The 21,075-nt window shown below is 68.6% G+C and carries 18 protein-coding genes; 11 read left to right on the top strand and 7 right to left on the bottom strand.

Annotated elements, in window-relative coordinates:
• The 3 genes from C0481_RS20290 to C0481_RS20280 form a co-directional block, all read left to right on the top strand.
• Positions 1 to 900, top strand: a 900-nt coding sequence (locus C0481_RS20290) for an electron transfer flavoprotein-ubiquinone oxidoreductase (protein WP_293407321.1), incomplete at its 5' end; no start/stop codon positions are given.
• Positions 901 to 1,008: 108 nt separating this feature from the next.
• Positions 1,009 to 2,712, top strand: a complete 1,704-nt coding sequence (locus C0481_RS20285; protein ID WP_293407319.1) for a tetratricopeptide repeat protein — start codon at positions 1,009 to 1,011, stop codon at positions 2,710 to 2,712.
• 5 nt (positions 2,713 to 2,717) lie between these two features.
• Positions 2,718 to 3,605 (top strand): 4-(cytidine 5'-diphospho)-2-C-methyl-D-erythritol kinase, encoded by an 888-nt coding sequence (locus tag C0481_RS20280; RefSeq protein ID WP_293407316.1) that lies wholly within the window; start codon positions 2,718 to 2,720, stop codon positions 3,603 to 3,605.
• A 95-nt stretch (positions 3,606 to 3,700) separates the two neighbouring features.
• Here the strand turns inward: C0481_RS20280 and C0481_RS20275 are convergent, their stop codons facing one another.
• The gene (locus C0481_RS20275) at positions 3,701 to 5,257 is read right to left on the bottom strand and encodes an ammonium transporter (protein WP_293407314.1); all 1,557 of its coding nucleotides are present in this window, start codon (positions 5,255 to 5,257) and stop codon (positions 3,701 to 3,703) included.
• Between the two features lie 37 nt (positions 5,258 to 5,294).
• Positions 5,295 to 5,633 carry a P-II family nitrogen regulator gene (locus C0481_RS20270; protein ID WP_293407312.1) on the bottom strand — a complete coding sequence of 113 codons (339 nt, stop codon included), beginning with the start codon at positions 5,631 to 5,633 and terminating at the stop codon, positions 5,295 to 5,297.
• Positions 5,634 to 5,978: 345 nt separating this feature from the next.
• Here C0481_RS20270 and C0481_RS20265 point away from each other — a divergent pair, with 345 nt between their 5' ends.
• The 4 genes from C0481_RS20265 (at position 5,979) to ppdK (ending at position 12,404) form a co-directional block, all read left to right on the top strand.
• A complete protein-coding gene (locus tag C0481_RS20265; RefSeq protein WP_293407310.1) occupies positions 5,979 to 6,386 on the top strand; it encodes a hypothetical protein in 408 nt (135 codons plus the stop codon).
• Positions 6,387 to 6,467: 81 nt separating this feature from the next.
• Positions 6,468 to 7,397 carry a glycine--tRNA ligase subunit alpha gene (locus tag C0481_RS20260; RefSeq protein ID WP_293407308.1) on the top strand — a complete coding sequence of 310 codons (930 nt, stop codon included), beginning with the start codon at positions 6,468 to 6,470 and terminating at the stop codon, positions 7,395 to 7,397.
• 2 nt (positions 7,398 to 7,399) lie between these two features.
• The gene (gene glyS / locus C0481_RS20255; RefSeq protein ID WP_293407306.1) at positions 7,400 to 9,694 is read left to right on the top strand and encodes a glycine--tRNA ligase subunit beta; all 2,295 of its coding nucleotides are present in this window, start codon (positions 7,400 to 7,402) and stop codon (positions 9,692 to 9,694) included.
• Between the two features lie 13 nt (positions 9,695 to 9,707).
• Positions 9,708 to 12,404 carry a pyruvate, phosphate dikinase gene (ppdK, locus tag C0481_RS20250; RefSeq protein ID WP_293407304.1) on the top strand — a complete coding sequence of 899 codons (2,697 nt, stop codon included), beginning with the start codon at positions 9,708 to 9,710 and terminating at the stop codon, positions 12,402 to 12,404.
• 36 nt (positions 12,405 to 12,440) lie between these two features.
• Here the strand turns inward: ppdK and C0481_RS20245 are convergent, their stop codons facing one another.
• The 3 genes from C0481_RS20245 to C0481_RS20235 form a co-directional block, all read right to left on the bottom strand.
• Complete coding sequence (locus C0481_RS20245) at positions 12,441 to 13,577, bottom strand: hypothetical protein (RefSeq protein ID WP_293407302.1); 1,137 nt, start codon at positions 13,575 to 13,577, stop codon at positions 12,441 to 12,443.
• Positions 13,578 to 13,808: 231 nt separating this feature from the next.
• Positions 13,809 to 14,696: a PEP-CTERM sorting domain-containing protein gene (locus C0481_RS20240; RefSeq protein WP_293407300.1), complete on the bottom strand. Its 888-nt coding sequence runs from the start codon at positions 14,694 to 14,696 to the stop codon at positions 13,809 to 13,811.
• A 257-nt stretch (positions 14,697 to 14,953) separates the two neighbouring features.
• The gene (locus tag C0481_RS20235; RefSeq protein WP_293407298.1) at positions 14,954 to 15,610 is read right to left on the bottom strand and encodes a CAP domain-containing protein; all 657 of its coding nucleotides are present in this window, start codon (positions 15,608 to 15,610) and stop codon (positions 14,954 to 14,956) included.
• Between the two features lie 166 nt (positions 15,611 to 15,776).
• Between C0481_RS20235 and C0481_RS20230 the strand changes: the two genes are divergently transcribed.
• From C0481_RS20230 to C0481_RS20220, 3 genes are all read left to right on the top strand, one after another.
• Positions 15,777 to 16,535: a DsbA family protein gene (locus C0481_RS20230; RefSeq protein WP_293407296.1), complete on the top strand. Its 759-nt coding sequence runs from the start codon at positions 15,777 to 15,779 to the stop codon at positions 16,533 to 16,535.
• 105 nt (positions 16,536 to 16,640) lie between these two features.
• Complete coding sequence (gene yghU, locus C0481_RS20225) at positions 16,641 to 17,507, top strand: glutathione-dependent disulfide-bond oxidoreductase (protein WP_293407294.1); 867 nt, start codon at positions 16,641 to 16,643, stop codon at positions 17,505 to 17,507.
• 8 nt (positions 17,508 to 17,515) lie between these two features.
• On the top strand, positions 17,516 to 18,142 hold the full coding sequence (locus C0481_RS20220) for a CoA pyrophosphatase (protein ID WP_293407292.1): 627 nt from the start codon (positions 17,516 to 17,518) through the stop codon (positions 18,140 to 18,142).
• Between the two features lie 3 nt (positions 18,143 to 18,145).
• On the opposite strand, the gene C0481_RS20215 is transcribed toward C0481_RS20220, so the two are convergent.
• Both C0481_RS20215 and C0481_RS20210 read right to left on the bottom strand, forming a co-directional pair.
• A complete protein-coding gene (locus tag C0481_RS20215; protein WP_293407290.1) occupies positions 18,146 to 18,724 on the bottom strand; it encodes a TetR/AcrR family transcriptional regulator in 579 nt (192 codons plus the stop codon).
• A 49-nt stretch (positions 18,725 to 18,773) separates the two neighbouring features.
• Positions 18,774 to 19,247, bottom strand: a complete 474-nt coding sequence (locus C0481_RS20210) for a VOC family protein (protein WP_293407287.1) — start codon at positions 19,245 to 19,247, stop codon at positions 18,774 to 18,776.
• 205 nt (positions 19,248 to 19,452) lie between these two features.
• Between C0481_RS20210 and C0481_RS20205 the strand changes: the two genes are divergently transcribed.
• A complete protein-coding gene (locus C0481_RS20205) occupies positions 19,453 to 20,739 on the top strand; it encodes a cytochrome P450 (protein ID WP_293407285.1) in 1,287 nt (428 codons plus the stop codon).
• The last annotated feature ends 336 nt before the right edge of the window (positions 20,740 to 21,075 follow it).

The following is a 21,075-nucleotide window of genomic DNA, read 5'->3' as shown; positions in this document are numbered from 1 at the left end:
AACTACGTGGCCATCGGCTTCGTCGTGCACCTGAACTACAAGAACCCGTGGGTCTCGCCCTTCGACGAGTTCCAGCGCTTCAAGACCCACCCGACGATCCGCGGCTACCTCGAAGGCGGCAAGCGCGTCGCCTACGGCGCCCGCGCCATCACCGAGGGCGGTTCGCAGTCGCTGCCGCAGCTCTACTTCCCGGGCGGCGTGCTGCTCGGCTGCTCGGCCGGCATGGTCAACGTCCCGCGCATCAAGGGCAGCCACAACGCGGTCAAGAGCGGCATGATGGCCGCCGAGGCCGCCTTCGAAGCCATCCAGGGCGGTCGCTCCAGCGACGAGCTCTCGGGCTACGAGGACGCCTACAAGAAGTCGTGGGTCCACAAGGAGCTGTGGGCGGTCCGTAACTTCAAGCCGCTGTGGTCGAAGTACGGCACCATCCTGGGGATCCCGCTCGGCGGTCTCGACGCCATGATGGGCAACCTCTTCGGCGGCTGGTCGCCGTGGGGCACGGTGAAGCACGGCAAGACCGACGCGGAATCGACCGGCCTAGCCAAGGACTACAAGCCGATCGTCTATCCGAAGCCGGACAACGTCTTCAGCTTCGACAAGCTGTCGTCGGTGTTCCTGTCCTCGACCAACCACGACGAGAACCAGCCCGCGCACCTGAAGCTCACCGATCCGAGCATCCCGGTGAACGTGAACCTGCCGCGGTTCGGCGAGCCGGCGCGCCTGTTCTGCCCGGCCGGCGTCTACGAGGTGCTGTACGACGAGGCGGGGAACAATCCGAAGTTCCAGATCAACTTCCAGAACTGCGTCCACTGTAAAACCTGCGACATCAAGGATCCGTCGCAGAACATCACCTGGACGACGCCGCAGGGCGGCGATGGGCCCAACTATCCGAACATGTAAGACCGAAGGGGGCCCTCGCGGCCCCCTTCTTTCTTTGGGCCCGCGAATTCACCCCAGTTCGTCGACCACGCCTTGAACTCGTCTGCGAAAGCGCCGAGGTTCGCAGGCATGCGCCGTCTGCTTGTCGCCCTCGCTCCGCTGCTCCTTGTCACCGCCTGCGCCACCGCGCCTGCGGAGGTCGCCTGGACGCCGCCGGCCAACGACGGCATGGGCGGTTCGGCCTATGGCGCGTTCCTGGCCGGGCAGGGGGCGCTCAACGACGGGGCCGGCGCCGAAGCGGCCGCCTATTTCGAGCGCGCTGAGCTTGAGGGCGGGACCAGCGATCTGCTGCGCGACCGCGCCTTCACCGCCGCGGTGCTGGCCGGCGACATCCCCAAGGCCGCAGTGCTCGCGCCCAACGGCGTCGACGCCTCCGAAGCGACCAAGCGGCTCGGCCAGCTGGTCGTCGCCGTCGAGTTGATGGCGCAAGGCAAAGGCAAGGAGGCGCAGGCCGCCCTGTCTGGCGACGCCATCGGCTTCCCGCACCGCGGCGCGGCCGCGCTGCTCGCCCCGTGGGCTGCGGCCATGGCCGGCGACACCGAAGGTTCGCTCGTGCGGCCGGAGATGCGCGGCGACCGCGTCGTCGACTATTTCGGCCAACTCGGCCAAGCCTGGCTCTACGAACGGGCCCGTCGCTACGACGAGGCCGAGACCGACTACAAGGCCCTGACCGGCGGCGACGCTCCGGGGGACATCGCGGTCCAGGCCTACGGCGCCTTCCTCGAGCGCCGCAATCGCCGACCCGACGCCGTCGCGCTCTATGACAGCTCGCTGGCCCTCCAACCCAACAACGAGAACCTGATCGCCGCCCGCGCTCGGGCGGCCGCCGGCAAGGCGGCTCCGGCTGCGCCGAACCTGCGCCAGGGCGCGGCCCAGGTGCTGGTCGCCCCGGCCGCGACCATGCTGGCCGCCAAGCAGGAACAGCTCGGCCTGGCCTATCTGCGCTTGGCGCTGCGGCTCGATCCGGGCCGCGACACCGCCTGGCTGATGGTTGGCGACATCATGGAGGCGGCCGGCGACGTCGACGGCGCCCGCGCGGCCTACGCCAGGCCCAAGCCCGGTTCGAGCGAGTACAGCGCCGCGCGCAGCAAGCTGGCCTGGAGCTACCAGAACGCCAAGCAGTCCGACGTCGCCCTGAAGATGGCCCAGGAGGCGGCCAACAGCGGCGACGCCGAGGCCAAGCTCACCTACGCCGACTTGCTGCGCGCCAATGAGCGTTATGACGACTCCGCCCAGGTGCTGAGCGGGCTGATTGATCGCAGCGCCACGCAGGACTGGCGCCTCCTCTACATGCGCGGCGTCGCCTACGAGCGGGCCGGCCACTGGCCCGAAGGCGAACGCGACCTCAAGGCGGCCCTCGAACTGCGGCCGGACGAGCCCGAACTGCTCAACTATCTCGGCTACACCTGGATCGACCGCGGCGAGCGCCTGGCCGAGGCGCTGGGCATGGTCGAGCGGGCGGTCGCCGCCAACCCGCAGTCGGGCGCGATGATCGATTCCCTCGGCTGGGCGCACTACCGGCTCGGCGACTACAAGAAGGCCGTCGACCTGCTGGAACAGGCGGTCGAGCTGGAAGCCGGCGATCCAGAGATCAACAATCACCTGGGCGACGCCTATTGGCGGGTCGGCCGCCGCATCGAGGCCGAGTACCAGTGGCGGCGGGTGCTGACCCTGGATCCCGACGCGAAGATCAAGGCGGACGTGGAGGCCAAGCTCGCATCCGGTCAGGGCCCGAGGGGCCCCGCCGCCGCGCCGCGCGTCGCCGGCAAATAGCGCCCATGAGCCCGATCGCCTTCGCCCCGGCGAAGATCAACCTGTTCCTGCACGTCGGCGCGCCGGGCGCCGACGGCTATCATCCGCTCTGCAGCCTGATGGCCTTCGCCGACGTCGGCGACCGGGTGGTGCTGCACGAAGCCGACGCCCTGTCGGTGCGCGTGCATGGTCCCTTCGCCGGCATGCTGGCGGGCGAGGGGGACAATCTGGTCCTGCGCGCCGCCCGCGCCTTGCTGGCCCGTGCCCGTGGGCCCCAGCCCTTGGTCGGGCTTTCGCTTGAAAAGCTCCTGCCGGTCGCCGCTGGGCTCGGCGGCGGATCCAGCGACGCGGGGGCGGCCCTGCGCCTGATGCGCTCCGCGCTCGGCGTGCAGGTCGACGACGTGGATCTGGAGGCGATCGCCGCCGCGTTGGGCGCCGACGGCGCGGCTTGCCTCTGGGGGCGGCCGGTGCTGGCGCAGGGACGCGGAGAGCTGCTCTCGCCGGCCCCGCAGTTGCCGACGCTTGAGGCGGTGCTGGTCAATCCGCGGGTCGAGGTCTCGACCCCGGCGGTCTATCGGGCGTTCGACGCCCTCGGCGATTTCGGGGATGTCGAGCCGCCGCCGCTGCCGGCGGCTTTCGAGAGCGTCGAGGAGCTGGCCGCCTGGCTCGGCATGATGCGCAACGATCTGCAGGCCCCGGCCGTCGGCCTGGCGCCGGAGGTGGGCGACGTCCTCGCCACGCTGGCCGACGAGCGCGAGACCCTGATCGCCCGCATGTCTGGATCGGGGGCGACCTGCTTCGCCATCTGCGCCAGCGACATCGAGGCCGACGCCCTGGCCGCGCGCGTGGCCGCCTTGCGCCCGGACTGGTGGACAGTCCGCTGCCGGCTCGGCGGGCCCTGGCCGGACGCCTGATCGGCAAAGAAAAACGGGGCCCCGAAGGGCCCCGTTTCCGGACGTTTCCAGAAGGATGCGGCGGAGGCCTCCCCAGACCTCCGCCAGCCCGACGCCTACGAGTGGTAGGCGCGCTCCCCGTGCTCGGTGATGTCCAGGCCTTCTTCTTCGGTTTCGACCGAGGGCCGCAGGCCGATGGTGTACTTGATCACGAAGAAGACGATGCTCGACATCACGCCCGACCAGCCGATGGCGACCAGGACCGCCTTCACTTGGGCCAGGACCTGCGTGCTCATCACATAGGCGGCCGTGTCGCAGGTCGAGATGTCGCCGTCGAGGGCGCAGGTGGTGTAGTCGACCACGCCGGCGCCGCCCCAGGCGGGGTTGACCAGCAGGCCGGTCGCGATGGCGCCGACGATGCCGCCCACCGCGTGGATGCCGAAGGCGTCCAGGCTGTCGTCGTACTTCAGCGCGTTCTTGATGGTGGAGCAGAAGAACACGCAGATCGGCGAGACGACCAGACCGAGGATCACCGCGCCCACCGGGCCGGAGAAGCCGGCGGCCGGCGTGACGGCGACCAGACCGGCGACCAGGCCGGAGGCCAGGCCCAGCATGCTGGCCTTGCCGCGCGTCAGCCACTCGACCGCGACCCAGGAGATGCCCGCCGCGGCGGTGGCGACCAGGGTGTTGATCATGGCCAGGGCGGCGTAGCCGTTGGCTTCCAGGTTCGAGCCGGCGTTGAAGCCGAACCAGCCCACCCACAGCAGGCCGGCGCCGACCAGGGTCAGGGTCAGCGAGTGCGGCGGCATCGCTTCAGAGCCGAAGCCCTTGCGCGGACCGACGATCAGCGCGCCGACCAGGGCCGCGATACCGGCGTTGATGTGCACCACGGTGCCGCCGGCGAAGTCCAGGGCGCCGAAGCCCCACAGCAGGCCGGACTGGATCGGAGCCGTCGGGTTTGCCGCGACCGCATCCGGGCCAGCCCACCACCACACCATGTGCGCCATCGGATAGTAGGAGAGCAGCGGCCACAGGATGGCGAACGCGACGACGGCGGCGAACTTCATCCGCTCGGCCACGCCGCCCAGGACCAGGGCGGCGGTGATGCAGGCGAAGGTCATCTGGAAGCAGATGAACACCAGCTCGGGGATCGCCACGCCGGTCGAGAAGGTCGCCGCGAGGCTGGAGGGCGTCACGTCTTTCAGGAACAGGCGGCCGGCGCCGCCGACGAAGCTGTCGAGCGAACCGCCGTCGGTGAAGGCCAGGCTGTAGCCGTAGAACAGCCAGGCGATCATGCCGATGACGGTCACGGTCGAGACCTGCATCAGCATCGACAGCATGTTCTTCTGACGGACCAGGCCGCCGTAGAACAGGGCCAGGCCCGGGATGATCATCAGCAGCACCAGGACGGTGGAGACCAGCATCCAGGTGGTGTCGCCCTTGTCGACCGTCGGCGCGGCCGCTTCAGGAGCCGGCGCGGCGGCGGCCTCGGCGACCGGGGCGGCGGCTTCAGCCGCCGGCGGAGCCGCGGCAGGGGTTGCAGGCGCGGCGGCCTCGGCCGCGGCGGGGGCCGGCGCGGCCTCCTGAGCGAACGCCGCCGGGGCGAGCGAGCCGCCCGCGATCACGGCGGCGAGCGCTAGGCCCGTCAGCTTGTTGAATCTCAGTGTCGTCATGGTCGTTATCCCCTTGTCCCGATGAGTTCGGCGCGCGTCACAGCGCCGCCGTGCCGGTCTCGCCGGTTCGAATGCGCACAGCGTCCTCGACGTCGAGGACGAAGATCTTGCCGTCGCCGATCTTGCCGGTGGCGGCGGCCCCCTTGATGGCCTCGACGGCCTTGCCCGCCGCAGCGTCGTCGACCACGGCCTCCAGCTTTACCTTGGGCACGAAATTCACCTGGTACTCGGCGCCCCGGTAGATTTCGGTCTGGCCCTTCTGCCGGCCGTATCCCTTCACTTCGGAGACCGTCAGCCCCTCGATGCCGGCGCCTACGAGCGCTTCGCGCACGTCGTCCAGCTTGAAGGGTTTGACGACCGCTATGATCAGTTTCATCGCCTGCTCCTGCGCGTCCCCAGCCGGGGGGCGCGCGTTCGATTTGACCCGCATCCGCCGGAAGATGCGGCTGGCATCCCCCCTCCGACGGCTAGGGCGACGCTATCGACGCCCGGCGCGCTGAACGGCGCCCGGTAACTTCTGATCAATGAAAAGGCGCGGGAGGCACGATTGCTGTGCAGAACGGGGGTGTGGCGCCCAAATGTTAGGCGAAATGGCGCTCCAGCGGGCGAACCCGCCCGGCGAACCTGAGGTTTGGAGCGGAACAAAAGCCGGGGCCCGAACGCTAGAACGGGGCGCTGACCGGTAGTGGGGGCTCGGCGGCGTCATTCGGAGGCGATGACGATGATGATGAAGACCCTACTGACTGCCGCGGCGGCCACCGCGCTGCTTGCGGGCGCGGCCCATGCGGGCGACGGCGCCAAGAAGACCAAGCCGGCCGACGCAGCCGCGACCCAGATGAAGGACGAGTCCGGCAAGGCGATGACTACGCCCGGGGCCGATGCGTCGACCATGGCGCCCGACACCAGCGTGAACCCGCCGTCCGATGCGGCGGCGATGCCGCCGCCGTCCAGCGACACCACCGCGATGCCGGCGGCCAGCCCCGACGCGTCCGCCGAGGGCGTCCCGGCCTCGGCGACCGTGGCCAGCAACGCCCGCACCAACGGGCCGGTGGCCGACACGCCCGAGAACAGGGCGAAGTTCAAGCCGCTGTCCCGCGCCGGCCGGGCGACCACGCCGCGCGGCAATTAGAACAAGGCTTTCCGCCTTGAAGCGAAGGTCGGCGGGCCCTATGGTCCGCCGACTTTTTTTGCGCCTGCGAAACCCAGCTCAATGCCAGCCGACAAGCCGCTTTCGTTTCAGGGCCTTATCCTGAAATTGCACGACTATTGGAGCCGTCAGGGCTGCGTGATTCTGCAGCCGCACGATGTGGAGGTGGGCGCCGGGACGCTTCATCCGGCCACGGTGCTTCGCGCCCTGGGTCCCAAGCCTTGGCGCGCCGCCTACGTGCAGCCCTCGCGCCGCCCGGCCGACGGCCGCTATGGCGAGAACCCCAACCGGCTGCAGCACTACTACCAATATCAGGTCATCCTGAAGCCGAACCCCGACAACCTGCAGGAGCTCTATCTGGGCAGCCTGGAGGCGATCGGCCTCGACACCCGTCTGCACGACATCCGCTTCGTCGAGGACGACTGGGAAAACCCGACCGTCGGCGCCTGGGGCCTGGGCTGGGAGGTCTGGTGCGACGGCATGGAAGTCACCCAGTTCACCTACTTCCAGCAGGTCGGCGGTCTGGACGTGTGGCCGGTGGCCGGCGAACTGACCTATGGCCTCGAACGCTTGGCTATGTACCTGCAGAACGTCGACCACTTCACGGACCTGGCCTTCAACGATCCCGACGGCCCGCTGCCGATGACCTACGGCGACGTGTTCCTCGAGAATGAGCGCCAGCAGTCGGAAGCCAACTTCCACCTCTATGACGTCGACACTTTGAAGCGCCAGTTCGAGGACATGGAGCGCCAGGTGCCGCGCATCCTGGAGGGCCGCGGTCCGCAGGGCCAGCGCACGGTGCTGCCGGCCTACGACCACGTGCTGAAGGCCAGCCACCTCTTCAACCTGATGGACGCCCGCGGCGCGATCGCCGTGGCCGAGCGTCAGAGCTACATCGGCCGCATCCGCGACCTGACCAAGATGTGCGCCGAAGCCTGGGTTGAAAACGAAGGCGGCAACGCCGTGAAGTCCGACGACGTGGCGAAGGCCTGACCATGCCGCAATTGCTGATCGAACTGTTCTCCGAAGAGATTCCCGCGCGCATGCAGGTGCAGGCCGCACGCGACCTCGACCGCATGTTCCGCGAGCGGCTGGCCGAACAGGGCCTGCTGCCTGAAGCTCTGAAGACCTTCTCCGGTCCGCGCCGCCTGACCCTGGTGGCCGAGGGCCTGCCGGAAGCCCAGGGTGACCGCCACGAGGAACGCAAGGGCCCGCGCGTCGGTTCGCCCGACGCCGCTATCGACGGCTTCCTGCGCTCGACCGGCCTGACCCGCGACCAACTCACGGAAAAGGATGGCGTCTGGTTCGCCCACATCCATCGCAAGGGCCGCCCGACCGCCGAGATCGCCGCCGAGATCCTTGATCACGTGATCCGCAACTTCCCGTGGCCCAAGTCGATGACCTGGGGCCGCGGCACGCTGCGCTGGGTGCGGCCGCTGAAGCGCATTGTCTTCCTGTTCGACGGCGCCGTGGTGCCGTTCAACATCGACGGCATCGAGGCCGGCGACGTCACCGAAGGGCATCGCTTCATGGGCTCGGGCAAGCCCTTCAAGGTGAAGGACTTCGACAGCTACCGCGACAAGCTGGCCGCCCACTTCGTGATCCTCGACCCCGAGGAGCGCAAGGACCGCATCATGGACGGCGCGCGCACCCTCTGCTTTGCGCGCAATCTGGAGCTGGTCGACGACGACGGCCTGCTGGACGAGGTCGCCGGCCTGGCCGAGTGGCCGACCCCGGTGCTGGGCGACATGGATCCGGCCTTCCTGGACCTGCCGCCGGAGGTGATCCGCACCTCGATGCGCACGCACCAGAAGTACTTCGCGGTCTCCGATCCCAGCCGCGGCAACGGCAATGGCGGCCGCAAGCTGGCTCCGAACTTCCTGACCGTCGCCAACATCGAAGCGGCCGACGGCGGCAAGGAAATCGCCCGCGGCAACGCCAAGGTGCTGTCGGCGCGCCTGAACGACGCCCGTTTCTTCTGGGACGAAGACCGCAAGGTCACTCTGGAAGAGCGCCTGACCAAGCTCTCCGGCGTCACCTTCCACGCCAAGCTCGGCACCCTGGCCGAGCGCGTCGAGCGCCTGGAGCTGCTGGCCAAGGCTATCGCCCCGCGCGTCGGCGCCGATGTGCCGAAGGCGGTCCTGGCCGCGCGGCTGTCAAAGGCCGACCTCGCCACCGGCATGGTCGGTGAGTTCCCCGAACTGCAGGGCCTGATGGGCGGTTACTACGCTCGTGAGGAAAAGATCAGCCCGGTCGTCGCTGACGCCATCCGCGACCACTACCGTCCGGTCGGCGCCAAGGACGAGGCGCCGGACACCCCGGTGACCATGGCCGTGGCCATCGCCGAAAAGCTCGACACCCTGGTCGCCTTCTTCGCCATCGACGAAAAGCCGACCGGCTCGCGGGACCCCTATGCTCTGCGCCGCGCTGCGCTGGGCATCATCCGCATCCTGCTGGGCTCCGAAGCCCGGGCCCCGGTGCGCGAGCTGGTCGCCGACTGGTACAAGTCGCTGCGGTGCTACGTCGATCCGGGCCGCGCGCTCTACGTCTCGACCCGCCGCACGACCGGCTATCTTGGCCCGGCCTACCGCTCGCCGTCGGAAGTCTTCGAGACCTATGTCGAAGAGTTCGAGAACGCGCTGCTGGAAGGCGTGCCCTATGTCGTCGCCACGACTGAGGACTTCGACATCCGCTTCGACCGCTCGGCCCCGGCCGGCGATCCGCCGGAAGGCGAAGTCCAGTACCAGTTCCGCCCCTACGGCGTGGTCGCCGACGAAGTCCTGGGCTTCCTGGCCGACCGCCTGAAGGTCGCTCTGCGCGACCAGGGCAAGCGCCATGACTTGGTGGACGCGGTCTTCGCGCTCGGCGACGACGACCTGGTGCGCATCGTCGCGCGGGTTGAGGCGCTGGACCACTTCCTGACCGGGACCGACGGCCAGAACCTGCTCGCCGGCTACAAGCGCGCCGGAAACATCCTCAAGGCCGAGGAGAAGAAGGGCGAGCTTCCGGTTGGCCCCGCGGTCGGCATGCCGGGCGCGCCGAAGGAGGAGGGGGCCCTGATCGCCGCCCTCCAGGCCGCCGAGCCGGCCGTGGCGCAGGCGTTGCAGCGGGAAGACTTCGCCGACGCGATGCGTGCCCTCTCGGGACTGCGCGCGCCGGTCGACGCCTTCTTCGAGGCGGTGCTAGTGAATTCTGAAAACGCAGCGGAACGCGAGAACCGCCTGCGTCTTCTCGTGCAGGTTCGCGACCTCATGGAGCGGGTCGCGGACTTCTCGCAAGTGACGGGCTAAGGAGGCCTTAGGAATGTCGACCGATACGCTGACCAAGTCGCGCTGGGTCTATTCCTTCGGGGGCGGCAGCGCCGATGGCGACGCCTCGATGAAGAACCTCCTGGGCGGCAAGGGGGCCAACCTGGCGGAGATGTCCTCCCTGGGCCTGCCGGTGCCCCCGGGCTTCACCATCACCACCGAGGCCTGCGTCCACTACTATTCGAACGAGAAGCAGTACCCGGCCGAGCTCAAGGACCAGGTCGCCGTCGGTCTGGCGACCGTTGAGAAGATCACCGGCAAGACATTCGGCGACACCGCCAACCCGCTGCTGGTCTCGGTCCGCTCGGGGGCGCGCGCCTCGATGCCGGGCATGATGGACACCGTCCTCAACCTCGGCCTCAACGACGAGACCGTCGAAGGCCTGGCCAAGCTTTCCGGCGACCGCCGCTTCGCCTTCGACAGCTATCGCCGCTTCATCCAGATGTACTCGAACGTGGTGCTGGATCTCGACCACCACATGTTCGAGGAGATCCTCGACGAGCATAAGGAACGCCTCGACGTCACCGTCGACACCGGCCTGACCGCCGAGGACTGGGAAAAGGTCGTCGCCGACTACAAGGCCGCGGTTCAGCAGGAACTCGGCCAGCCGTTCCCGCAGGATCCGCACGCCCAGCTATGGGGCGCCGTCAGCGCGGTGTTCGCCAGTTGGATGAACGATCGCGCCAAGTTCTACCGCCGCATGCACGACATCCCGGAAAGCTGGGGCACCGCCGTCAACGTGCAGTCGATGGTGTTCGGCAATATGGGCGACTCGTCGGCCACGGGCGTCGCCTTCACGCGCAACCCGTCGACCGGCGAAGCGCGCCTCTACGGCGAGTTCCTGATCAACGCCCAGGGCGAGGACGTCGTCGCCGGCATCCGCACGCCGCAGGCTCTGACCAAGATCGCCCGCGAGGAGATGGGCGAGAAGGCCCTCTCCATGGAAGAGGCGCTGCCCGAGGTCTTCCTGCAGTTCAAGGCCGTCGTCGAGAAGCTCGAGAAGCACTATCGCGACATGCAGGACATCGAGTTCACGGTCGAGCAGGGCCGGCTCTACATGCTGCAGACCCGCAACGGAAAGCGCACCGCCAAGGCGGCGCTGAAGATCGCGGTGGATCTGGCCAGCGAGGGCCTGATCACCCAGGAAGAGGCGATCATGCGGGTCGAGCCCGCCAGCCTCGACCAGCTGCTGCACCCGACCATCGACCCGGCCAGCCCGCGCGACGTGGTCACCACCGGCCTGCCGGCCTCGCCCGGTGCGGCCACCGGCAAGATCGTCTTCAACTCCGATGAGGCCGAGCGCCTCGGTTCGGCGGGCGAGGCGGTCATCCTGGTGCGTGACGAGACCAGCCCCGAAGACATCCACGGCATGCATGCCGCCCGCGGCATCGTCACCGCCCGCGGCGGCATGACCAGCCACGCCGCCGTCGTGGCGCGCGGCATGGGCCGTCCCTGCGTCTCCGGCGCCGGCGAACTGCAGATCGACGGCAAGGCCGGCGAACTGCGGGTCCGCAGCCGCGTGTTCAAGGCCGGCGACATCCTGACCATCGACGGTTCGCGCGGCGAGATCCTCGCCGGCGCCGTGCAGATGATCGAGCCTGAGCTGACCGGCGACTTCGCCGCTCTGATGGAGTGGGCCGACAAGGCTCGCCGCCTGAAGGTCCGCGCCAACGCCGAAACCCCGCTCGACGCGCGCACCGCCCGTCAGTTCGGCGCCGAGGGCATCGGTCTTTGCCGCACCGAGCACATGTTCTTCGACGAGGACCGCATCGCCGCCGTGCGCGAGATGATCCTGGCCGACGACGAGGCCGGTCGCCGCAACGCCCTGGCCAAGATCCTGCCGATGCAGCGCAACGACTTCGTCGAGCTGTTCAACATCATGGAAGGGCTGCCGGTCACCATCCGTCTGCTCGACCCGCCGCTGCACGAGTTCCTGCCGCACACCGAGGCCGATCTTCAGGCCGTCGCCGACGCTACCGGTATCGACGCGACCAAGCTGATGCGCCGCGCCAAGGAGCTGCACGAGACCAACCCCATGCTCGGTCACCGTGGCTGCCGTCTGGCGGTCTCGTACCCCGAGATCTACGAGATGCAGGTCCGCGCCATTTTCGAAGCGGCCTGCGAGATCGCCGAGAGCGGCAAGGCGGCCCCGATCCCTGAGATCATGCACCCGCTGGTCGCCAAGGGCGAAGAGATGCGCTACCTGCGCCAGCTGACCGACAAGACCGCCCAGGCGGTGCTCAAGGAACGCGGCCGCGAGATCGAGTATCAGGTCGGCACGATGATCGAGCTGCCGCGCGCCGCCATCCGCGCCGGCGACCTGGCTGAGAACGCCGAGTTCTTCTCGTTCGGCACCAACGACCTGACCCAGACCACCTTCGGCATCAGCCGCGACGACTCCGGCCGGTTCCTGGGCGCCTATCTGGAAAAGGGCATCTTCGAGCGCGACCCGTTCGTCAGCCTCGACCAGGAAGGCGTCGGCGACCTGATCCGCCTCGCCGCCGAGCGCGGCCGCGCGGCCCGTCCGAACGTCAAGCTCGGCATCTGCGGCGAGCATGGCGGCGACCCGGCCTCGATCGAGTTCTGCGAGAAGGTCGGCCTCGACTATGTCAGCTGCTCGCCGTTCCGGGTGCCGATCGCCCGTCTGGCCGCGGCCCAGGCCGCCGTCGGCGGCATGGAAAAGGACCGCTAGGCGACTGCGCGGGCGCGCGTCCATGCGACGCGCGCCTCAGTCCATGTTCAGCGACCAGGCGTGGCCGAACTGGATGTAGACCACCGCGCCCTCGGGCCCGTAGGCCAGGTCCAGGCCGGCGTCGAGCCCGAGCTTGCGCGCGATCCGATAGCGAAACCCGAGACCGCCGGCCCAGATCCCGCCTGAGTCCTGGAAGAAGCGGTGATCGCCGGCGTCGCTTGAGCCGACCCCGCCGAAGGCCAGAAGCGACCAGCGTTTGCCGGTCTGCCAGGTCAGTTCGACTTCGCTGCTGAGCACGTCCATGCCTTCGTAGCGTTGGGCCTCGACGCCGCGCAGGTTGATGGCGGGGGCGAAGTAGCCGGGAAAGTCGCCGCGGATCGCGTTGAACTCCAGCTTGTACCCGAGCCGCAGGTTCGGCGAGAGCGGCCTGAACGCGTAGAAGCGGGCGTCGTAGGTCTCGAAATCGCGGTCGCTGCCGAACATCTCCCGATCGAACTTGGCCTCGGCATAGGCGTTGGCGCCCCGGGTCGGGGTCAGCGGGTTGTCCCGGCTGTCGAACTGGAGGCCCAGCCCCACCGCGCCGGTCTGCAGCGAGCGATCGAAGTCGTGGGCGAAGCCCTCCGGCAGGCCGGGGATGTCCAGATGCGATTCCAGCTTACGGAAGTCGACCAGCGGCCCGGCCGAGAAGCGCTCGTCAGGCAAGCGCCAGAACGCCGAGGCCAGCACCCCGTACTCGTAGTTGTTGGTGTACTCGATGCCCCCCGGCGCAAAGGGTGGATAAGTGTTCAGGGTGATGTTGCCGTGCGCGACGGCGACCCGATAGTTCAGCCGCCCGTCGAAGGCGTATCCGGCGCGGACGAAGCCGATCCCGTCGGAGCCGTTGCCCGTCTTGAACGCGGCGAGGACGTTGCGGGTGATCTGGCGGGGCTTCTCCGCCGAGAGAAACACGGCCGCGACGCCCAACCCCTGTTCCACCGCGGGCTCGGTGATGACGATAGGGACGGGGATGAAGCCCCCGGACGCCAGGAAGTTCGAGAAGTCGAGCTGGCCGTCCTCGTTGTCGAAGAAATCCCATTTGGAGGGCGGCGCCTCGGCGGGAGGGCTCGCCGCCGGACTGACTGGCGGCTCGGCGGGCGGGGTCTGCGCACTGGCGAGCGCCGGCCATGTGATCAAGGCCGCGGCGAACGCGCAGGCCCGCCGCCATCGAGACAGGTATCTGGAAACGTGGGTCACTGGGCGCCCGCCGACTGGTGGAGCGCCAGAGGCTAGAAAGGCCGCGTCGTCGCATCTATCCGGCGAGTCCCTACGCCGAGGGCCAGGAACCCCGGGGCCCGGGCGGTGAACCTATGAAAAAGGCCGCGCAGATCGCGCGGCCTTTCGCATGTCTTGGCTCAACTCGGGGGGCTAGGCGGTCTCGGCGTTCGCCCGATCGGCGGCGCGCGAGCGGCGCACCATGCTGCCCAGTCCGAAGAAGCCGACGATCATCATCAGCCAAGTGCCGGGTTCCGGAACAGGGCTGGGGCCAGGGCCAGGACCGGGACCAGGACCGGGACCAGGACCGGGGCCAGGACCGGGGCCAGGACCGGGGCCCGGATCAGGGCCGGGACCGGGGCCAGGACCGGGGCCCGGATCAGGGCCGGGACCGGGACCGGGGCCCGGATCAGGACCAGGACCGGGGCCCGGATCAGGACCAGGACCGGGGCCCGGATCAGGGCCAGGGCCGGGACCAGGCGTGGTCGGTTCTTCGCCGCCGTCGCCAGGCGGAGTGATGTAGGTGCCGCCGCCGCCACCGCCGCCGCGCGGGCCGAACCGGGCCGGGAAGCCGCCGTCGCCGCCGACCGGCAGCGCCGCCAGGCTCATCGGCGGTGAGGACTCGGCCGATTCAGCCGGCGGACCGGCGACCTCGTCCAGCAGGCGCTGGGCCGGCGGACGCGCTTCAGGGGGCAGGGCCGCCATGATCGACGGCTTGGTGTCGCACTCGGTCGAAGGCGGGGCCGGCGCGAAGTCGGTACGCATCGCGTAGGACGACTCCGGCAGCTTCTTCATCGGCGCGGCCGGTTTGGCGGCGGCCACCGCGGTGCGCGGCTTGCTCGCCGGCTTGCGGGCCTGCGTGCTGCTGGCCGGCTTGGCCTTGGCGGGCTTCACGGCGCGGTGCGGCGCAGCGGCCTTCGGCGCCGCAGGCTTGGCGACGGCCGGTCGCGAGACCTTGATGAAGCAGTCTTCGGCGGCGGCCGGTGCGGCGGCCGCCGTACTCAGAATTGCACCCACAACGACATACTTGGCGATCGCCATGTCGTACCCCCCAGACCAACGAACGCCCGCCAGTTTACGACGACGCCCCCAAGACGCGCTCACGCGCCAGCTCACCACTATCTAGAGGCGAGCTAATCGAACTCCACCATATAGTACGACGGTGTTCGGGAAAACGTGCGTAATGAATTGTAAAGCACGCTAACCCTTTGGCGTTGCACGGTTGCTACGCTTGATGGTTAAGCTTCGCTCGTCAGGAGAGTTTCCGTGACACGACGCACGCTGATTCGCCTTTACGGCTACTCGTCGGCGGCGAGGATCTTGTCCAGCTGCGCCGTAATGATGCGCGGCGAGGGCGCGGCGCTGAAGTCCATCACGCACATGGTCTCGTAGTCGCGATGCGGCCCGCAGCTGACGCCGACGACCTTGAAGGCGGCGGTGAACATGTTGGTCCGGTGCCCGCGGTCCGGCACGCCGCTGTCGATGATCAGGGCGCGGACCACGTCCTCGGGCGAGGGCGGGCCATAGGCGATGTTCTCGGCGGCCATAGCCGAAGCCGCGCCGTGGCGGCGCACGCGGTCGTAGAAGCGCTCGCCGTCGGCGCTGGCGTGGCCGATGTCGCCGGCAGGCCCTTGCATGGAGACGTGCTCCAGCGCGGCCGAGGTCAGCATGTCGTCGGGGCGCAGCGGCGCCATCGGCCGCTGGCGCTTGAGATACTGCACGGCTTCGATATAGGCGGCGTGGTCGGCTGGCTCGCCGGCGTCGATCAGCGCCTGTTCCCAGGGGGTGACCGGTTCACGCTCGAGACGGCGGGCGTATTCCTGGGGGTAAGCGCGTGCGAAGTTGATCTCGGCGAGGATCGCGTCTTCCATCGGCCCGGCGATCGCCGTGGCCGGGGCGCACAGGGCGGCCCCCAGCGCGGCGAGACGGACGTGATGTAGGAAGTGCGGTTTCAACTGTATCGCCCATCAATTTCCTGGGCGAAGACTGCAGTATCGCGATGTATTTCAATTTAAGAGTAATGGTTACAATCCTGGTTACCTTAACGCGAAGTCAATATCTGTCGGCGACTGCGTTCGGCTTGACCGGCGGGTCTGGGCGGCAGGCCGAGGGGCAGGCGTGATGAGACTGAAGTCGCTGTTGATCGCCGTCGGCGCGCTGGCGCTGGCCGGCTGCGACGGCCTGCAGAAGCGTACGGTGCAGAACGATCCCGCATTCGAGGCCCGCCTGCGCGCCTACCTGCTGGAACATCCCGAGGTGATCCGCGACGCTGCCGCCAAGCTCCAAGCCAAGAAGGCGGCCCAGGCCCGCGCGGTGCTGGCCGAGGCCAAGCCGGCGCTCGAGCGCGATCCGCGCGACTTCGTGGCCAATCCGGGCGGCCGGGCGACGGTCGTCCAGTTCTTCGATTATCGCTGCCCCTACAGCCGCGCCATCGCGCCTGACGTCGACCGGCTGATCGCCGCCAATCCCGACGTCCGCTTCGTCTTCAAGCAGTACCCGGTGTTCGGCAGCGCCTCGGACTACGCCGCCCGCGCGGCCCTGACGCCGCAAGGCAAGGCCAAGGGGCTGGCGCTGCATCGCGCTCTGATGGCGCAAAAGGACCTCAACGTCGTGCGCACCGACCGCATCCTCGCCCAGCAGGGGTTGAACCCGCGCGAGGTCGACGCCGCCGCCCGCAACCCCGACTTGGCCGAACAGATCGCCGACACCCGCGAGCTGGCGCTGAAGCTCAATCTGAAGGGTACGCCGACCTTCGTCGTCGCCGGCGAGATCATTCCGGGCGCCGATGTCGAGCGGCTGGAGGCCGCCATCGCGCGGGCCCGCTCCTCGGCGCTGTCGAGCGTCGGCGAAGCTCTGACCCGCAATCCGTTCGGACACTGACCGGGCGCCAGCGCCCCTTGGCGGGGCGCTCGCCATGCCCCACCTTGAACCGGACACGCCGCAATCTGGCGGGCGCACGCTCGCCCGCACGCCTGGAGCCTGCTGATGACCGACTACATCCCGCCGAAGGTCTGGACCTGGAACAAGGAAAACGGCGGGCGCTTCGCCAACATCAACCGCCCGATCGCCGGCCCGACCCATGACAAGGAGCTGCCGGTCGGCCGCCATCCGCTGCAGCTCTACTCCCTGGCCACGCCCAATGGCGTCAAGGCCACGGTGATGCTCGAGGAGCTGCTGGCGCTGGGCCACGTGGGGGCCGAGTACGACGCTTGGCTGATCAACATCGGGACCGGCGACCAGTTCGGCAGCGGCTTCGTCGACATCAATCCGAATTCCAAGATCCCGGCGCTGCTCGACCGCAGCGGCCCGACCCCGATCCGGGTGTTCGAGTCGGGCGCGATCCTGGTTCACCTCGCCGAAAAGTTCGGGGCCCTGCTGCCGACTGATCCGGCCAAGCGTGCCGAGGCGATGTCCTGGCTGTTCTGGCAGATGGGCAGCGCGCCCTATCTCGGTGGAGGCTTCGGCCACTTCTACGCCTACGCCCCGACCAAGATCGAGTACGCCATCGACCGGTTCGCCATGGAGGCCAAGCGCCAGCTCGACGTGCTCGATCGGCGGCTGGCCGAGAGCCAGTATCTCGGCGGCGACGAATACACGATCGCCGACATCGCGGTCTGGCCCTGGTACGGCGGCCTGGCCAAGGGCGTGCTCTACGACTCCGGCGAGTTCCTGGCCGTGCACGAGTACAAGAACGTCCAGCGCTGGGCCGACCAGATCGCCGAGCGTCCGGCCGTCCAGCGCGGGCGCATGGTCAATCGCACCTGGGGCGAGCCCTCGACCCAACTCTGGGAACGTCACGACGCCAGCGACTTCGACACCAAGACCCAGGACAAGCTGCAAGCGGCGAAGTAGGGCAGGGCATGAGCTACCCGTTCACGCCCGCCTTCCGCGCCGAACTGGCCGCCCGTTGCCAGGCGTTCCCGCGCCTGGCTTACGACGGGCCTCAGCTCAAGCACGCGGCGGTGGCCATCACCCTGGTGGACGCCGGCGACGGCTCGGGCGAGACGGCGTTCCTGCTGACCCGTCGTGCGGCGACCCTGCGCGCCCACGCCGGCCAGTGGGCGCTGCCGGGCGGGCGCTGCGACGACGGCGAGACCCTGCAGCAGGCGGCCCTGCGCGAACTGCATGAGGAACTGGGCCTGCACCTGGCGCCGTCGAGCATTCTCGGCGTGCTCGACGACTACGCCAGCCGCTCGGGCTACGCGATCGCCCCGGTCGTCACCTGGCTCGAGGACGCCAGCGCCCTGGCGCCCAATCCGGACGAGGTGGCGTCCGTCCATCGCTTTCGGCTCGACCAGATCGCCGGCGACGACGCGGTGGCCTTCGAGACCATTCCGGAGAGCGAGCGGCCGCTGATCCGCCTGAGCCTCGGCGAGCACCACATCCACGCCCCGACCGCTGCGCTGATCTATCAGTTGCGGGAAATCGTCGCCGGCCGGGTCACCCGCGTCGCCGACCTCGACCAGCCGGTCTTCGCCTGGCGCTAGGGTCTAGGCCTCTGCGATCAGCGCGTTGAACACCGCCGTGACGCGCTCGACGAACACCTCGCGTTCGCGGCCCTCCAGCGCCTCGCCGCGGATCAGCCGCTCGACCAGGAAGCCGATATAGACCCCCGCCAGCACCCGGGCGCGGGCCTCGGCGTCCTCGCCGCCCAGCCAGTTGCGGATCGGGACCAGCAGGCGCTCCTGGACCAGGGCGTTCAGCATCGGGGCCGTCGCCGGCGAGGTGGCCGCCCGCAACAGGAACTGGAACCGCTGGGTTCTGGCCTCGTCGGCGTGCGGCGTGCCGGCCAGCATCTCCGCCATCTCCCCGGCGAAGCTCGCCGGGTCCCAGTCCAGCTGTTCGTTGGCCCGGAATGAATCCTTCAACGCCTCGACGAACAGCGCCTCCTTGCCGCCGAAGTAGCGCTTGACCAGCGCCACGTCCGCGCCCGCCTCGCCGGCGATGTCGCGTAGCGTGCAGTCGTAGCCGACCCGCGCGAACTGCTTCTTCGCCGCCTTCAGTATGGCCGCGCGGGTGGCCTCGGCGTCACGCCGACGGGGGCCTGGGCGAACAAGCGTCTCTGTCATCGCCCCCTGTGTACACGAGCCCGGCGGGACGGTCAGGCCTCTCGCGGCGTCAGCCGCGCCTGGCCGCGTCGATCGCCGCGACGTCGATCTTGCCCATGGTCATCATGGCGTCGAAGGCCCGTTTGGCCTCCGCCCCGCCGGCCGCCATCGCCTCGGTCAGGGTGCGCGGCGTAATCTGCCAGGAGACGCCCCAGCGGTCCTTGCACCAGCCGCAGGCGCTTTCCTGACCGCCATTGCCGACAATGGCGTTCCAGTAGCGGTCGGTCTCTTCCTGGTCGTCGGTGGCGATCTGGAACGAGAACGCCTCGTCCTGCTTGAAGGTCGGCCCGCCGTTCAGCCCCAGGCACGCGACGCCCGCCACCGTGAACTCGACGGTCAGCACGTCGCCCTCCTTGCCGGAGGGATAGTCGCCCGGCGCGCGGCGCACCGCGGTCACCACGCTGTCGGGAAAGGTTTGCGCATAGAAGCGCGCGGCGGCTTCGGCGTCGGTGTCGTACCAGATGCAGATCGTGTTCTTGGCCATGGCGTTCCCCTACGGCTGCGTCCCAGCGGGCGTCCGCAGATAACGTCGCTGCCGGCTCTACGTTCGGCAGGGCCGCTTGAAAGCTAAGTCAACCGCGGTTGACATAGCGTCGGAGTGCGCTCAACCTTCCCCTAAGTCCGCGCGTCCGGCGGCGATTTCTGCCGGGCGAAAACAAAGATGGCGGGCGCGACTTGGGAAGGAAGCCATGAATATCGCCGCCAAGATTCAAGCCGCCGACGCGGCCGCCGAAATCGCCGCCATGCCGCTGGACCAGCTCAACCCCGCCAAGGTGTCGCGGTTCTACGACGACACGATCTGGCCGGTGTTCGAGCGCCTGCGTCGCGAGGATCCGATCCACTTTACGCCTGACAGTGAGTACGGCCCCTATTGGTCGATCACCAAGTGGAACGACATCATGGCGGTCGACACCGACCATGAGAGCTTCTCGTCGGCCGAGGGCATCACCCTGATCAATCAGGTGGCCATGGCCGAGCAGGAAAAGGTCATGGGCGTCCGCCGCCGCGGCGGCGCCGGCTTCATCACCATGGACGAGCCTGAGCACAGCCGGGCGCGCAAGGCGGTCAGCCCGACGGTGGCCCCGTCCAACCTTCACAACATGGCCCCGCTGGTGCGCGAACGCGCCGGCCAGATCCTCGACTCGCTGCCGATCGGCAAGGAGTTCGACTGGGTCGACCTGGTGTCCAAGGAACTGACGGCCATGACCCTGGCCACGCTGTTCGACTTCCCGTTCGAGGACCGCCGCAAGCTGACCTACTGGTCCGACATGGTCACCAACCAGCCGGGCCACGGCCCGGTGAAGAGCTGGGAGCACAAGGGCCAGGCGATGATGGAGTGCTTCGGCGCATTCCAGGAGCTCTGGAACCAGCGCGTCAACGCCGAGCCTGCCGGCGACCTGATCTCCATGCTGGCCCACAACCCGGCCACCCGCGACATGGAGCTGGCCACCTACCAGGGCAACGTCATCCTGCTGATCGTCGGCGGCAACGACACCACCCGCAACACCATCTCCAGCAGCGTCTACTCGCTGAACAAGAACCCGGAACAGTACGCCAAGCTGCGCGCCAACCATGACTTGGTGCTGCCGATGGTCTCCGAGACCATTCGCTGGCAGACGCCGTTGGCCCACATGGCCCGCGTCGCCACCCGCGACGTCGAGATGGGCGGCAAGACCATCAAGAAGGGCGACCGCGTCGCCATGTGGTATATCTCCGGCAACCGCGACGAAGAGATCGTCGATCGTCCGAACGAGTTCATCATCGATCGCGAGCGGCCGCGTCAGCACATGTCGTTCGGCTTCGGCGTGCACCGCTGCGTCGGCAACCGCGTGGCCGAGATGCAGCTGACCATCATCTGGGAAGAGATCCTCAAGCGCTTCCCGGAGATCAAGGTGGTCGGCGAGCCGACCCTCAACTGGTCGGCCTTCGTGCACGGCTTCGAGACCCTGCCGGTGGTTATTCCGCACCGGAACTAATCCGCAGACGGGGAGGGGCGCGCCGCCTTCGCGGCGGCGCGGGGAGGCGGGAGCCGAGCGTCTGGAGCGCTCGGCCCCTTTTTTATGTGCTCGGTTCGACGCGCCTGAGGCATGTCCGTGCGCGGTGTCGCTGAAACTCGGCACGGTTGTTTCAATGGTTACATTTGAAACTGCCTGGTATCGGCCAAGATGAAGCTGCTCTTCAGGCAACAGTCGGCGGGTTCCGTCACCCCTGAGTCGACTACATCACTTGGCGAGTCGGAAACTTCTCTGTAGCTGCGCTGTCGCGGCCTTTGGCGCCGCCATCGCGAGCTTGCGGCTCGCGCAAGACAGTAA

This window comes from Phenylobacterium sp. (genome assembly GCF_013822795.1).
Lineage (GTDB): Bacteria > Pseudomonadota > Alphaproteobacteria > Caulobacterales > Caulobacteraceae > Phenylobacterium.
The sequence above is the reverse complement of the archived record's forward strand: the minus strand, read 5'-3'. Positions and strand labels throughout refer to the sequence as shown.

Bases quoted from the DNA above. Each gene is read 5' to 3' on its own strand.
- C0481_RS20210 (WP_293407287.1), bottom strand. From the start codon at position 19,247: ATGGCCAAGAACACGATCTGCATCTGGTACGACACCGACGCCGAAGCC.
- C0481_RS20280 (WP_293407316.1), top strand. From the start codon at position 2,718: ATGAGCCCGATCGCCTTCGCCCCGGCGAAGATCAACCTGTTCCTGCAC.
- C0481_RS20215 (WP_293407290.1), bottom strand. From the start codon at position 18,724: ATGACAGAGACGCTTGTTCGCCCAGGCCCCCGTCGGCGTGACGCCGAG.
- C0481_RS20260 (WP_293407308.1), top strand. From the start codon at position 6,468: ATGCCAGCCGACAAGCCGCTTTCGTTTCAGGGCCTTATCCTGAAATTG.
- yghU (WP_293407294.1), top strand. From the start codon at position 16,641: ATGACCGACTACATCCCGCCGAAGGTCTGGACCTGGAACAAGGAAAAC.
- C0481_RS20285 (WP_293407319.1), top strand. From the start codon at position 1,009: ATGCGCCGTCTGCTTGTCGCCCTCGCTCCGCTGCTCCTTGTCACCGCC.
- C0481_RS20205 (WP_293407285.1), top strand. From the start codon at position 19,453: ATGAATATCGCCGCCAAGATTCAAGCCGCCGACGCGGCCGCCGAAATC.
- C0481_RS20265 (WP_293407310.1), top strand. From the start codon at position 5,979: ATGATGATGAAGACCCTACTGACTGCCGCGGCGGCCACCGCGCTGCTT.
- glyS (WP_293407306.1), top strand. From the start codon at position 7,400: ATGCCGCAATTGCTGATCGAACTGTTCTCCGAAGAGATTCCCGCGCGC.
- C0481_RS20240 (WP_293407300.1), bottom strand. From the start codon at position 14,696: ATGGCGATCGCCAAGTATGTCGTTGTGGGTGCAATTCTGAGTACGGCG.
- C0481_RS20230 (WP_293407296.1), top strand. From the start codon at position 15,777: ATGAGACTGAAGTCGCTGTTGATCGCCGTCGGCGCGCTGGCGCTGGCC.
- C0481_RS20270 (WP_293407312.1), bottom strand. From the start codon at position 5,633: ATGAAACTGATCATAGCGGTCGTCAAACCCTTCAAGCTGGACGACGTG.
- C0481_RS20220 (WP_293407292.1), top strand. From the start codon at position 17,516: ATGAGCTACCCGTTCACGCCCGCCTTCCGCGCCGAACTGGCCGCCCGT.
- C0481_RS20275 (WP_293407314.1), bottom strand. From the start codon at position 5,257: ATGACGACACTGAGATTCAACAAGCTGACGGGCCTAGCGCTCGCCGCC.
- ppdK (WP_293407304.1), top strand. From the start codon at position 9,708: ATGTCGACCGATACGCTGACCAAGTCGCGCTGGGTCTATTCCTTCGGG.